Annotated in this window: 14 protein-coding genes; 7 read left to right on the top strand and 7 right to left on the bottom strand. The window is 64.5% G+C overall.

All coding sequences use genetic code 11. The features are described 5' to 3' along the window. Positions 1-259: 259 nt before the first annotated feature. A complete protein-coding gene (locus Q1J79_RS02655) occupies positions 260-1372 on the top strand; it encodes a DNA alkylation repair protein (RefSeq protein ID WP_300296135.1) in 1113 nt (370 codons plus the stop codon). A 3-nt stretch (positions 1373-1375) separates the two neighbouring features. On the opposite strand, the gene Q1J79_RS02650 is transcribed toward Q1J79_RS02655, so the two are convergent. Beyond that, positions 1376-1921 (bottom strand): AAA family ATPase, encoded by a 546-nt coding sequence (locus Q1J79_RS02650; RefSeq protein WP_300296132.1) that lies wholly within the window; start codon positions 1919-1921, stop codon positions 1376-1378. 144 nt (positions 1922-2065) lie between these two features. Here Q1J79_RS02650 and Q1J79_RS02645 point away from each other — a divergent pair, with 144 nt between their 5' ends. The 3 genes from Q1J79_RS02645 to Q1J79_RS02635 all read left to right on the top strand — a co-directional run bounded on the left by Q1J79_RS02645 (position 2066) and on the right by Q1J79_RS02635 (position 5502). After that, a complete protein-coding gene (locus Q1J79_RS02645) occupies positions 2066-3148 on the top strand; it encodes a hypothetical protein (protein ID WP_300296130.1) in 1083 nt (360 codons plus the stop codon). Between the two features lie 63 nt (positions 3149-3211). Beyond that, entirely contained in the window at positions 3212-3832 is a 621-nt protein-coding gene (locus Q1J79_RS02640) for a TetR/AcrR family transcriptional regulator (RefSeq protein WP_300296127.1), read from the top strand. 17 nt (positions 3833-3849) lie between these two features. Beyond that, the gene (locus Q1J79_RS02635; protein WP_300296124.1) at positions 3850-5502 is read left to right on the top strand and encodes an isovaleryl-CoA dehydrogenase; all 1653 of its coding nucleotides are present in this window, start codon (positions 3850-3852) and stop codon (positions 5500-5502) included. A gap of 114 nt (positions 5503-5616) precedes the next feature. Here the strand turns inward: Q1J79_RS02635 and Q1J79_RS02630 are convergent, their stop codons facing one another. The 3 genes from Q1J79_RS02630 to Q1J79_RS02620 all read right to left on the bottom strand — a co-directional run bounded on the left by Q1J79_RS02630 (position 5617) and on the right by Q1J79_RS02620 (position 7525). Next, entirely contained in the window at positions 5617-6411 is a 795-nt protein-coding gene (locus Q1J79_RS02630) for a TerC family protein (RefSeq protein WP_300296121.1), read from the bottom strand. 132 nt (positions 6412-6543) lie between these two features. Then, the gene (locus Q1J79_RS02625; RefSeq protein ID WP_300296118.1) at positions 6544-7200 is read right to left on the bottom strand and encodes a cation transporter; all 657 of its coding nucleotides are present in this window, start codon (positions 7198-7200) and stop codon (positions 6544-6546) included. A 4-nt stretch (positions 7201-7204) separates the two neighbouring features. Continuing rightward, positions 7205-7525 (bottom strand): helix-turn-helix transcriptional regulator, encoded by a 321-nt coding sequence (locus tag Q1J79_RS02620; RefSeq protein ID WP_300296116.1) that lies wholly within the window; start codon positions 7523-7525, stop codon positions 7205-7207. 206 nt (positions 7526-7731) lie between these two features. On the opposite strand from Q1J79_RS02620, the gene Q1J79_RS02615 reads away from it, so the two are divergent. The 3 genes from Q1J79_RS02615 to Q1J79_RS02605 are packed head-to-tail and all read left to right on the top strand — an operon-like array spanning position 7732 to position 10145. Then, positions 7732-8691 carry a hypothetical protein gene (locus Q1J79_RS02615; RefSeq protein WP_300296113.1) on the top strand — a complete coding sequence of 320 codons (960 nt, stop codon included), beginning with the start codon at positions 7732-7734 and terminating at the stop codon, positions 8689-8691. Between the two features lie 33 nt (positions 8692-8724). Then, positions 8725-9405, top strand: a complete 681-nt coding sequence (locus Q1J79_RS02610) for an SDR family oxidoreductase (protein WP_300296110.1) — start codon at positions 8725-8727, stop codon at positions 9403-9405. After that, complete coding sequence (locus tag Q1J79_RS02605) at positions 9399-10145, top strand: SDR family oxidoreductase (protein WP_300296107.1); 747 nt, start codon at positions 9399-9401, stop codon at positions 10143-10145. The genes Q1J79_RS02610 and Q1J79_RS02605 overlap by 7 nt, the downstream gene beginning before the upstream one ends. An 11-nt stretch (positions 10146-10156) precedes the next feature. Here the strand turns inward: Q1J79_RS02605 and Q1J79_RS02600 are convergent, their stop codons facing one another. From Q1J79_RS02600 to Q1J79_RS02590, 3 genes are all read right to left on the bottom strand, one after another. Next, complete coding sequence (locus Q1J79_RS02600; RefSeq protein ID WP_300296104.1) at positions 10157-11596, bottom strand: hypothetical protein; 1440 nt, start codon at positions 11594-11596, stop codon at positions 10157-10159. A gap of 107 nt (positions 11597-11703) precedes the next feature. After that, entirely contained in the window at positions 11704-12156 is a 453-nt protein-coding gene (locus Q1J79_RS02595; RefSeq protein ID WP_300296102.1) for a GNAT family N-acetyltransferase, read from the bottom strand. Next, on the bottom strand, positions 12153-13592 hold a 1440-nt coding region (locus tag Q1J79_RS02590), incomplete at its 5' end, for a vitamin B12 dependent-methionine synthase activation domain-containing protein (RefSeq protein ID WP_300296099.1). The genes Q1J79_RS02595 and Q1J79_RS02590, both read right to left, overlap by 4 nt.

The raw sequence follows: 13592 nt of genomic DNA, 5'->3' as shown, positions 1-13592 counted from the left end.
AGTATTCGCCCGATCAGCCGGCGGAATGATATCAGTGATATCACTGATATTATTTCGACCCTTTTGCGTCGGTTTTCGACGTGATTGAGCCTTTCCTGACGCTTTCCGGCAAAAGCCGCCGCTTGCCAGCCTGCACGATCCGTTTTCCATCAAATCCAATCACTTTGCGGGATTCTCGCCATTCGGCCGGTTACCGCTGGACAGGCGATTCAGGAACATATATGGAACTTTGACTGTCTCTATCAACCCGGGTCCATCCGTGGCCGACGCCCTGAAGGATTTTTATAACAGCGCCATCGTGGGCGACATCGCCGAGCGGGTGAGCGCGGCCCATCCGGCATTCCCGGTCGATCATTTCCGCAAGGCGGTGATGGCCGTGCTGCCGCCGCTGTCGCTGATGCAGCGGGCACGGGCGATTGCCGATGGCCTGCGCCGCCATCTGCCGCCGGATTACCCCGACGCGCTGGAGATCCTGCTGAACAGCCTGGGTCCCGATGACAACACAGGCGGCATCGACGGCATGGGCGGTTTCCGCCATCTGCCGCTACTGAATTTCGTTGGCGCTTACGGGCTGGACCATCCCGAGCTATCGCTCGATGCCCTGCGCCAGATGACGCGGCATTTCAGCGCCGAGTTCGATATCCGCTATTACGTGGAACGGCATTACGACCTGGCCATGCAGGCCGTGCGTGGCTGGACCGACGATCCGCACTGGGCGGTGCGACGGCTGTGTTCGGAGGGCCTGCGCCCGCGCCTGCCCTGGGGCTTGCGGCTGAAGCGGTTCATCGCCGACCCGGCGCCGGTGCTGGAGATCATCGAAACGCTGCGCGCCGACCCGCACGAGTCCGTGCGCCGCTCAGTGGCCAACAACCTGAACGACATCGCCAAGGACAATCCCGACGCCGTGATCGCCACGGTCCGACGCTGGCAGGCCGAGGATCGCGACGGCACGGCCGACAGCGTGCGCCACGGCCTGCGCACCCTGGTGAAGAAGGGTGACCGCCGGGCACTCGACCTGCTGGGCTTTGATCACAGGGCACCGGTCGCCGCACTGGATTTCGCCATCGCCAAACAACGCTACCGCGTGGGCGACACGCTGGCCTTCAGCGTCAGCCTGCGCCATGACGGCAAAAAGGCGGCCCGGTTATCGGTGGACTACGCCATCCATTGGCGCAATGCCCGCGGCGGCCTGCAGGCCAAGGTGTTCAAGCTGGCCAAGCCTCGGCTGGGCCCCGGCGAATCCGTGACACTGGACAAGGTGCACTCGCTCAAACCCATCACCACCCGCCGCTATTATGCCGGCGAGCATAAGCTGGAAATCCTGGTGAATGGGCAAAGCCTGGCGGACGGGACGTTCAGGCTTCTGCTATAACCTTCAGGCCGTCGCGCGTGGCAGGCGCAGGCCCTTGAGGATTGCTTCGGCGGCCTCGGCCGGCTGCAGCTGCGACGTATCGACGGTCAGGTCCGCCTTGGGCATATGCGCCGTGCTGAATACGCCGGCCGCTTCCAGCTTTTTGTAATCCTCGTGCGAGGTGAGTTTGCCGGTCTTGCGGCGCGATTTGCTGTCGATGCGGCGATAGACCTCGTCCATCGGGCAGGTCAGCTCGACGAAATGCACCCGGCTGCCGGCCCCGGCGACCACGTCGATGACGCGGTCGATGAAATTCTTCCGTACGGTCGTCTCCGGCGCGAAGTTGAAGATCAGGCCAGACAGGCGTGCCCTTGCCGCCTGCTCGATCACCGACAACCAGATCTGTTCGCGCAGTTCGACAAAGGATGGGCTGCCGAATTCGAAAACCGGCAGCAGCAGGTCGACCGTCATCTGGTTGTGAAACAGCTTGTAGCCGGTGAGCGCCGCCAGCTCGCGGGCGACGGTAAGCTTGCCGGTGGCGGGTTTGCCGTAGATGAACACCAGTTTCATGGCTTGGATCGGGTTTCCTTCATGCGCAACCCCTATTGCCTAACCGCAGCGCCGCAATCTTGCCACAGGAATCTGCGTTAAAGGTGCGATTGGGATTTCGCAGTCGATGGCTCCGCCTGATGCCGGCCATCGCCAGCGTGCATTGTGGGGGGCATCCTGGCCCGCAGATTCGCCATTCTTTTTCTGTTGCTGCCTGGCCTGTGGATGCATGGCCTGTGGGCGCAGGCCGCGGTGGCGCAACAGGCCCTGCCCGACTGCCCGCTTTTCGCCAGCGCCGCCGCCCCGGCCTATTGCAGCATCGAGCCGATACTGCCGGCTGCCCTGCCGCAGTCCATCTTGCCGCTCAGTTTCGATCCCGATGCCGGCCTGCGCCTGCTGGCGCGCCGGCCGCTCTTTGGCCCGACCGACATCGCCGGCATCGCCAACCCGCCACCCTTCTACGGCCGCGATGCCGAGGATGACCTGAAGCTGCGGGTCTACAGCGAGGAGCTGGCCGCCCTGCAGCCCGGCGCGGTTTCCGCCGCCTATGACCTGCCGGTATTCGGTGGATTGCAGCTCACCAATGCCAGTGCGGTGAACCAGATCGAGAGCGGCGCGGACCAGGACGAAAAATCCGTCAGCAGCCGCTTCGGCCTTGCCTATGAAGATTACGGCATCCGTTTCCGGGTCAATCCGAATGCGGCGATCAACTGGGGCGAACTGGCTGGCAGCGCCAGCCGGCGGGTCGGCGTCGACAACCAGATCTCCACCACGCTGGCGCGCGACCTGACACTGACGCTGTCGTCAGGCTATGATGCGCAGTTCCATCCCGGCAATCCGGCCGCGGATAACAGCACCGAACGCCACCGCATCGCGCTGGCGCGGCATTTCGCCGGCGGCTGGCGTCTCGGCGCCTCGGCCCAGCGCCGCAACGAATACAGCTACCAGCAGGAAAAGGACCTCAACATCCTCGGCCTGATGATTGGCCTGCCGCTGGGCGAGGACCTGGCCTTCACCGCCAACCATGAATTCGGCCTGAGCGAAAAACGCGATTTCAGCACCGGCAGCGCCCTGCCGCTGGCCGGCAGCCGCCAGAGCCTGGATTTGCAGCTGCACTGGACACCGGCGGTGCTGGCCAGCCGGGCGATGACCCTGATGGCCGGCTACAGCGTCAGCCAGGAAGCCACCGATGGCGTGGCCGATCCCTACCTGACCCGGGCCCGGCTGAATCTGGCGATGAAGTTCTGAGTCATTCAGCTTGCCCAAAGAAGTGAAACATGTTTCACTTCTTTGCAGGAGGAGACACGGCAGATGGCCTATCGCCGGACCGAGACCGTGGTGGCGCGCCTGGCTGAGACGCGGGAGCGCATCGTTACGGCTGCCCTGAAGCTGGTGGCCCGGGAAGGCTATGGCGGCGCCGGCATTCCGGCGATTGCCGCCGAAGCGGGTCTGAGCACCGGCGCGCTGTATCGCTATTTCCCCTCCAAGGCCGAATTGTTCGACGAGGTGTTCCGTCGCGGCTCGCAACGCGAGATCGACGTCTGCGCCGAGGCAGCCGCCCAGGGCGGGCGGGCGCGCCAGCGGCTGACCCGCGTGGTGGAGGTGTTTGCCCGGCGCGCCCTGAAAGGCCGGCGACTGGCCTATGCCCTGCTGGCCGAGCCGGTCGACCCGCTGATCGAGGCCGAGCGCTTGCGCTATCGCCTGCCCTATCGCGACATCTTCATCGGCATCATCGAGGACGGCATGCGCGCGGGCGAGATCGCCGCGCAGGATGCCCTGCTGACGGCCTCGGCCATCGTCGGCGCGCTGAACGAGGCCCTGATCGGGCCGCTGGCACCGCAGGCGAAAAAGACCGACCAGGAGAAACTGATCAACGGCCTGGCGCTGTTCTGCGTGCAGGCCCTCGGGCCGATGCCGCCGCGAAAATTATAAGAATGAAAGGGAACGCCATGAGCACCGCCGCCTACGAGACCCATGAAGTACTGAACCAGCCGCCCGCGCTGGAGAATTACAACCTGTTCACCACCGACCGGGCATTGATGGACGCCGCCGATCGCAATGGCGCCGGCTGGGCGAAGGACCGCCTCACCGTCTATGGCAGCCGGCTGGGCGACGCCGAGACCATCGAAATGGGCCGGCTGGCGCATAAATTTCCGCCGCAGCTGAAACTGTTCGACCGCTTCGGCCATCGCCGCGACGAGGTGGAATTCCATCCCGCCTGGCACGGCATCATGAACCTGATCATTGGCGAGGGCCTGCATTCCGCCCCCTGGGCCGAGCCGAAAGCCGGCGCCCATGTGGCCCGCGCGGCCGCCTATATCATGCATGCGCAGATCGAACCGGGCAGCCAGTGCCCCACCACCATGACCTATGGCTGCGTACCGGCGATCAAGCGCGATGCCGCGATTGCCGCCGAATGGCTGCCCAAGATCTATTCCCGGCAATACGATGCCGCCAACAAGCCGGTGGCGCAGAAAACCGGCGCGCTGATCGGCATGGGCATGACCGAGAAGCAGGGCGGCTCGGATGTGCGCGCCAACACCACCAAGGCAATGCCGGTAGGCGCCGGTGGTCCCGGCGCGGAATACATCATCAGCGGGCATAAATGGTTTTTCTCCTGCCCGCAGATTGATGCGCATCTGGTGCTGGCACAGTCGCCGGGAGGCCTGAGCTGCTTCTTCGTGCCGCGCTGGCTGCCCGACGGATCCAAGAATGCCATCCATATCCAGCGTCTGAAGGAAAAGGTCGGCAACAAGTCGAATGCCTCGTCGGAGGTCGAATTCCATAACGCCCATGGCTGGCTGCTGGGCGAGGAAGGCCGCGGCGTGCCCACCATCATCGAAATGGGCACCTATACGCGACTGGACTGCGCGCTCGGTTCGGCCGGGCTGCTGCGCGGCGCGGTGTCGCAGGCGCTGCATCACGTGTTCCATCGCCGCGCCTTCCAGCGTCACCTGATCGACCAGCCGCTGATGACCAATGTGGTGGCAGACCTAGCGGTGGAATCGGAAGCCGCCACCATGCTGGCGATGCGGCTGGCGCGCGCCTTCGACCGGGCTGACCATGACCCGCAGGAGGCCGCCTTCCGCCGCCTCTGCACCCCGGCGGTAAAATATTGGGTGTGCAAGCGCGCGCCCAATGCCGTGGTCGAGGCCATGGAGGTGCATGGCGGCAACGGCTATGTGGATGAAGGCCCGCTGGGCATGCTGTACAAGGAAATCCCGCTCAACTCGATCTGGGAAGGCTCGGGCAACGTGATGTGCCTCGATGTGCTGCGCGCGATGCAGAAAAACCCGGACGGGCTGGAAGCCTATTTCGCCGAACTCAACCCGGCGCGGGGCAGCGACCGGCGGCTGGATGCCGCCATTGCCGACCTGAAGACCGAATTCGACGACCTGGGCGAAATCGAGCATCGCGCGCGGCGCGTGGTGGAAAAGATGATGGTGACCCTGCAAGGCGCCCTGCTGGTGCGCCATTCCATACCGGCCATCGCCGATGCCTTCTGCGCCAGCCGCCTCGGCGGCGACTGGGGCCATGCCTTCGGCACCCTGCCCAAAGGCATCGACACGCGGGCAATCGCGGAGCGCGCCAGGCCAGTGTGATTCAGGCCGGTGTGATTCAGGCCGGTGTGATTCAGGCCGGACAGAGCTGAGTAGCGGCAGAAAGGCGGCCTTGCGGCCGCCTTTCCACGTTTCGGGTACCGTTTCGGGCCGGCTTCACTCGGCCTCGCGCCCCTCCGGGTCGCGGATGCCACGGAAGGTGCGGCTGAGCTGGGCGCGGCGCGACAGCATGTTCAGCGCCTCGACCGCGACCGAGAAACCCATCGCGCCGTAGATCATGATCTTGGGGATCTCGACGTCGAAGCCCTCGGCCACCAGGGCCATGCCGATCATCACCAGGAACGACAGCGCCAGCATCACCACGTTGGGATTCTTGTTGACGAAGCGGGCCAGCGGCTCGGCCAGAGCCACCATGATGGCGACCGACAGCAGCACGGCCACCACCATGATCTCGATCTGGCGCGACAGGCCGATGGCAGTGATCACGCTGTCCAGCGAGAAGACGATGTCGAGCACGGCGATCTGGCCGATCACCGCCCAGAAGGCCGGATATTTCTTCTTCGCGGGCTCGGCGCCGCCGGCGCCGTTCTCATCCATCTCGTCGCTGGATTTCGGCGTGACGCGCTCATGGATTTCCATGGTCGCCTTCCAGATCAGGAACAGACCACCCAGGATCAGCACCAGGTCGCGGCCGGAAATCTCGACGCCGAATACCGTGAACCAGGGAGCGGTGAGCGTGATCAGCCAGGCGGCCGAGAGCAGCAGCATGATGCGGGTGATCACCGCGCCGAGCAGGCCGAGGCGGCGGCCCATTTTCTGCTGCTCGGGCGGCAGGCGACCCGTGAGGATGGTGATGAAGATCAGGTTGTCGACGGCAAGGACAAGTTCAAGCGCGACAAGACCGGCCAACGCGAGCAGGGCCGCCGGTTCGAGGAAAACCGAGAGATCCATGGAGATATCCTGGGCGGGGCTTTTTAAGAGAAGCCGTCCGACATCGCTGCCATCCCGTACATGGCAGCCAGAGGGGCCCGGACGTGGAGGGAAATCTATAGCCGTTTACGGCGATTTCAAGGCCCTTGCCGTTCAGTCGGCGGCCCCGGCTGCCGGCGCGGCAGCGCGCAGATCGGCACGGGCATGGCGCAGCACCTGGGCCGAGCCCCAGAGCGCCAGGCCGGCCATGAAGGCGGCGACGGCCAGATCGGGCCAGGGCGTGCCGGTGGCGAAAACGCCGCTGGCCGCCAGCAGCACGGCGATGTTGCTGAGCGCATCGTTGCGGCTGCAGATCCACACCGCGCGCATATTGCTGTCGCCGGCGCGGAAGCGATAGAGCAGCAACGCGACCGTCACGTTCACCACCAGGGCGGCAAAGCCGACCACGCCCATCGTGAAAGCCTCGGGCATTGTGCCGGCCAGCAGGTGGCGGATCACCATGCCCGCTACCCACAGGCCAAACAGGCCCATGGCGATCCCCTTCAGCAGGGCAACGCGGGCGCGCCAGGCCAGCGCCATCGAAAGAACCGCCAGCGCCAGCGCGTAATTGACGGCATCACCCAGGAAATCGACGGAATCGGCCAGCAGCGAGGTGGAGCCGGCGGCCAGGCCGGCGCCGATCTCGACCACGAACATCGCCGCATTCAGCACCAGGGCGATCCACAGGGCGAAACGCGGGCTGCCGGCGCCATGATCGTGCTCATGGCGGTGATGCTGATGATGGTCGTGCTGGCAACAGGAAGCACCCATGGCTTCAGCCTTTCTCATCGTGATGCGGTTCGCTGACATGCGCCACCATGTCGGCCAGCATGTGGCGCACATGGTCGTCGGCAACGTCGTAATGGATCTCGCGGCCCTTGCGCATCGCCCGCACCAGCCGAGCCGCTTTCAGCAGGCGCAGATGGTGGCTGGCGAGTTGCGGCGACAGGCCGGCCCGGGCGGCGGCGGCCGAGGCGGCGCTTGGCCCCCGGCAGAGGATCAGCACCAGCTTCAGCCGGCTCGGATCGCCCAGCAGGCGGAACATGTCGGCCAGCAGATCGGCGCGGTGATCAGGGATGGGTTCCGGAGCAAACATTTAAACAGGTATTTAAATGTTTGCTCCTGACCTGTCAACCAGCCTGCCCTCCGTATCATGACAATTGGCACAATTGTCACCTCGCCCGCTTATGGCATCGCGGCTATGCTGCGGTTTCATAAGGATAACCCGGTCCGTTTCGCCATGCCGTTCCGCCCCCTCCCATGCCTGTCCCGTCCGCATCCTGACGACCGGGGGATCATGCGATGATCCTGCAGGCCCTGCTGCGCCGCCCGCTCGATTTCATCGGCCGGCATGCCACCAAATTCCTGTTCGGCGGCGTGCTGGTCGGGCTGGCCCTGCCCCCGCTGGCGGCCCTGCTGCGGCCGGGCCTGGTGGTGTTCCTGCTGCTGCCGCTGACCATGGCGCTGATGCGGCTGGACTGGAGCGCCTTCCATGCCTATGCGAAGCGGCCCCTGCTGGTGCTGCCGATGGTGGCCTTCCTGCTGCTGGCCTGTCCGTTGCTGGTGTTCGCCGCGCTTGAGCCGCTCGGCCTGCCGCGCCCACTGATGGAGGCGATCGTGCTGATGGCCGCGGCGCCGCCGATCACCGGCACGGTGGCGATCGCGCTGATCCTCGGGCTGGATGCCGCGCTGGCGGTGATCGTCATGGTGATCGCCACCGCCCTGGTGCCCTTCACCCTGCCGCCGCTGGCGCTGATGCTGCTCAACATCGAGATCCAGATGTCCCTGGTCGAATTCATGGGCCGGCTGGCGCTGATGGTGGGCGTCGCCTTCGGTGGCGCGCTGCTGGTGCGCTGGCGCGTGAAGCCCGAGTGGCTGCGCGAGAACAGCCGGCTGATCGATGGCTGCTCGGTGGTGGCCCTGGTGCTGTTCGCCATCGCCATCATGGACGGCGTCGCCGCCAAGCTGATGGCCCAGCCGGGCTATGTGATCCTGGCCACGGCATCGGCCTTCATCGCCAACCTGCTGCTGCAGGCGCTGGGCTATGGTGTCGGCCGCCATCTCTTCCGGCTCGGCCAGCCGGCGGCGCTGACGCTCGGCATCCTGACCGGCAACTGCAACATGGGCCTGGTAATGGTGTCGCTGGCCGACCGCGCGGTATTCGACATGGTGGTGTTCTTCGCCATGGGCCAGCTGCCGATGTACATGCTGCCCGGCCTGCTGCAGCCAGTCTATCGCCGGCTGGCAACGCGGCCAGCCTAGAGCAGGCCGACCCAGATCGAGGAGAGATAAATCATGCCGACCCTGCTGATCACCGGCGCCAATCGCGGCATCGGCCTGGAATTCGTCAAGCGCTATGCCGCCGAGGGCTGGCAGGTGATCGCCTGCTGCCGCGACCCGCAGGCCGCCACCGCCCTGCAGGCCGTGCCGGGCAAGGTGACAATCGAGAGACTGGAGGTCACCGACTATGCGGCGGTGGATACGCTGGCGGCGGGATACGCCGACACCGCCATCGACCTGCTGCTGAACAACGCCGGCATCTACGGCAACCGCGATGGCGCGCTGAGCATCAGCGATTTCGATACCTATCTCAAAGTCCTGCAGGTCAACAGCGTGGCGCCGATGAAGATGGCGCTGGCCTTGCTGCCCGCACTGAAAAAGGCCAGGGCAGCGAAAATCGCCACCATCTCCAGCCGCATGGGCTCGATCGGCGCCGGCGCCGGCGGCTCCTATGTCTATCGCGCCTCGAAAGCCGCGATCAACGCGGCGATGCATAACCTGGCGCTGGACCTCAAACCCGCCGGCATCACCTGCATCGTGCTGCATCCCGGCTGGGTGAAGACCGACATGGGCGGCCAGGGCGCCGATATCACGGTGGAAACCAGCGTCAGCGGCCTGAAACAGGTGATCGATGGCGCGGCGCTAAAAGACACCGGAAAATTCTTCAACTACGACGGCAGCGAAATCCCATGGTGAAAACAATCCTGATCACCGGCGGCAGCCGGGGCATCGGCCGGGCGGTGGCGATCATGGCCGGCCAACGCGGCTGGTCGGTCGGCGTGAATTATGCCGGCAACGAACCGGCGGCGCAGGAGACGGTGCAGGCTGTTCTGGCCGCTGGCGGCAAGGCCATTGCCATCAAGGGCGACGTGGCGGTGGAGGCCGACGTGACCGCCATGTTCGACGCGGTGGAGAAAGTTTTCGGCAAACTGGACGGCCTGGTGAACAATGCCGGCATCGTGGCGCCGACCGCCGACCTGGCCGATATGCCGCTCGAACGGCTGAAACGGCTGTTCGACACCAATATCCTGGGCAGCGTGCTTTGCGCGCGGGAGGCCGCGCGGCGCATGTCATTACGACGCGGCGGCAAGGGAGGCGTGATCGTCAACCTGTCGTCGGTGGCTGCCAAACTCGGCTCACCCAACCTGTTTGTCGATTATGCCACCTCAAAAGGCGCCATCGATACGCTGACCATCGGGTTGTCGAAAGAGCTTGGCCCTGAGGGTATTCGCGTCAATGCCGTGCGCCCGGGCATCATCGAAACCGAAATCCATGCCAGCGCCGGCGAACCGGACCGCGCTGCCCGCCTGGGCCCCACTGCGCCGCTGGGCCGAGCCGGCACCGCGATGGAAGTCGCCGAGGCGATCATCTGGCTGCTGGATGATGCCAGCAGCTATGTCAGCGGCGCGCTGCTGGACGTGGCTGGCGGACGCTAAAGGGCAGCAGTTCAGGTCGCGCTGTCGATCAGCCCGAGGATATGGCTCTTGCCGATCCCGGCCAATGCGCCAGGCTGGATCAGCCCCGGCGCGACGGCAGCGCCGATCAGCAGGGTAAACCCGGTGGCAACCGCCAGATGCAGCATATCCTTGTCGTCGATATCGTATAAAACGCCCTCGATCTGCCCGGTCCGCGCACGCCGGGCAAACAGGGCCATCGTCTCGACCTGCTTGATCGATTGCTCGGCAAAAGCAGTGGCTGACGTCGAAAAGGCGTGGCAGCCGGCAGACCGATAGAGGTCGATCAATCGAGGATCTGGCGATACCCGCACCGATTGCCGGACCGAAACCGGCTGTAGATAAGAGATAATGTCGGCGATCCGGCCGCTCGGCGTGCCGCTGGGCACACCGACGACGCTGAAGGCAAGATGTTTGTAGAGGCCGGCCGGCACCTCGCGCAGGCGCTGCAGGTAGGTATTCCGCGTCTGACCCACGGTCAGGGTTTCGCAATGGACAGGAATGACCATGATGCCGTCTGGGTTCTGTTGCAGCATCGGCTGCAACCCCAGCGCGGCGCTCAGCAGGGCATAACGGTCGAGGTGGAAGCGCAGCTCCTCCGGATTGTCGACCAGAGGATCGTCATCGCCCAGCGCGGGCTCGCCACGGAACAGGGGGGTAACCAAGAAAGCGGTGAACATCCGCCGCCTGACATTAAAAACCGGATCGAACCGGATGCTGCATTCCTTCAGATAAGCGGCCGGACTGATCTTCTGGAACAGCCCGGCAAGGGACTGATCGAGATCGGTCAGGTCGGGTCCTGGCCCAACGCGGCCGGGATCCACCCCGGCAGCGGCCTGTGCGTCGCCGACCTCATCGAATGAGAGCAGGTCCTGCATCTCTTCCGCGAAAGCACCAGACTCGACGTAACGCAGCAATTCATCGAGAGTCTGGACCTTTTCGGTCAGCAGGCTGTGATCAACCTCCGCGACCCTTGACTTGATCGTGATGTCGCAGCCCGGCCTTTCACCCAGGATCAGCCTTTCAATCTCCCGCGCCATCGCCTCGGCCTTAGCTTCGGACTGCTGGTGCGTCAGGCGCGTGAACAGAACCAGGAAACGTTCGTCGTCGATCCTGTAATAAGGATCGACCGGCTCGAGATAACGCCGGAACACGTTTTCAACGATTGCCTGAATCTCATCGCGCCACAGCTCCCACTGCGTCCCTAGCGTTGCGCGGATATGGTCCAATCCGACCAATTGCAGCGTGCCCGCCTGCATCCTGGCCGGTATCGGCGCGGCTGACTGTTGCACGACGCCAGTTATGGGGGCAGAACTGGCCACCCGCGATTTGTGCGCCCGTGCTGAGTCGGCCTGCTCTGCTCCGAAAAGAAAATCGCCGACCCGCTGCAACGGCGTTTTTTTGTCAGGCGTCTTGTGATCCGGATCGTTCATTTCAGCCGCCCATGATCAGGTCTGGGTAGAATACCCACAGGCCGGGGAATGCGCATAGATGTCAAACGAAGGAAAATGGAAATAGTTGCCAGGGCGGCATAACAGAATCAGCCGAGGGGAAGCTTCATCCCGACATGGCTGGCCTTGAAGCCGAGCCGTTCATACAGGCGATGCGCGCCCTGGCGACTGTTGTCGGAGGTGAGCTGCACCAGCTTGCAGCCGCGTTCCCTCGCCCGCGCGATGGCATGGGCAATAAGCTGCGAACCGAGACCCTTGCCGCGCAAAGCAGATTCAATGCGCACCGCTTCGATCTGCGCGCGTTGCTTGCCCAGGCTGCCCAGGCCGGGCAGCACCAGCAGCTGCAGGCAACCGATGACGTGCCCGGCATCGTCCAGCGCCAGGATTACCTCAGCGCCGATCTTTTGCAGGCCATCGAATGCTGCGCCGTATTCAGCGGGCAGCGGATCGATGTAGCGCTCGCGTGAGCCGCCCAGATGGTCATCGGCCAGCAGCCGCACGATCTCGGGCAGGTCGGCCCTGGTGGCGAGCCGGAATTTCACTCCGCCGCCTCGGCTTCCGCACGCGATGGATCATAGGCCAGATTCGGCGCCAGCCAACGCTCCATGATGGCGAGATCCATGCCCTTGCGTTTGGCATAATCGGCTACCTGGTCGCGCTCGATGCGGCCAATGCCGAAATAGCGCGCCTCCGGGTGGCTGAAATACCAGCCGCTGACGGCGGCAGAGGGCCACATGGCAAAGCTTTCGGTGAGCGTGATGCCGGCCTTCTCGGTGGCATCCAGCAGTTTGAACAGCGTCGCCTTCTCGGTATGGTCCGGGCAGGCCGGATAACCCGGCGCCGGACGGATGCCGCGATACTTTTCGGCCACCAGATCATCGTTGCCCAAAGCCTCGTCGGCGGCGTATCCCCAGAATTCCTTGCGCACGCGCTCATGCAGGCGCTCGGCAAAGGCCTCGGCGAGGCGGTCGGCCAGCGATTGCGCCAGGATGCCGGAGTAATCGTCATGCTTCGCCGTGAACTCGCGTCTGATCCAGTCGTCCAGGCCGATGCCCGCGGTGACGGCGAAGGCGCCAACATAATCGGCCAGGCCGCTTTCCTTCGGCGCGACATAATCGGCCAGACAGAAATTGGCGCGGTTGCCATCACGTTTCATCTGCTGGCGCAGCATATGCAGGCGCGCCACTTCCTCGCTCTGCGCCTCGTCGGCATAAAGCGCGATATCGTCATCACCGACCTGCGCGGCCGGCCAGAAGCCGATCACGGCCGAGGCACGGATCGGTTTTTCCTCCACCATGCGTTTCAGCATCGCCTGGGCATCGCGGAACAGGTTGCGCGCCGCCTCCCCCACCACGGCATCCTGCAGGATGTCTGGGTATTTGCCGCGTAATTCCCAGGACGCGAAGAAGGGTGACCAGTCAATGCGTTCGATCAGGTCGGCCAGCGGATAATCCTCGAAGACCTTGAGGCCGAGGAATCCCGGGCGTGGCGGGGCATAGCTGCTCCAGTCCAATCTGGTCTTGTTGCGGCGGGCGTCGGCAATGCTCTGGCGCGGACCGGTATTGCGCTCGCGGGCATGGATGTCGCGAATCTTCTGGTATTCGTTGGCGATCTCGCCGGTATAGGCCGGCTTGTCGTTGGCCGAGACCAGCTTGCCGGCCACGCCGACCGCCCGCGAGGCATCGGTGACATAGACCACCGGGCCCTTGTAATTGGGCGCGATCTTCACCGCCGTATGCACCTTGGACGTGGTGGCGCCCCCGATCAGCAGCGGCAACGAGAAACCCTCGCGCTGCATCTCGCTGGCCACATAGCACATCTCGTCCAGGCTCGGCGTGATGAGGCCCGACAGGCCGATGAGGTCGACCTTGTGTTTTTTCGCTTCTTCCAGGATGCGGGCACAGGGCACCATGACGCCGAGGTCGATCACCTCGTAATTGTTGCACTGGAGCACGACGCCGACGATGTTCTTGCCGAT

Source organism: Ferrovibrio sp. (assembly GCF_029255545.1).
Classification (GTDB): domain Bacteria; phylum Pseudomonadota; class Alphaproteobacteria; order Ferrovibrionales; family Ferrovibrionaceae; genus Ferrovibrio.
Note: the sequence above shows the minus strand (reverse complement) of the source record. Positions and strands in the feature narration are given on the sequence as shown.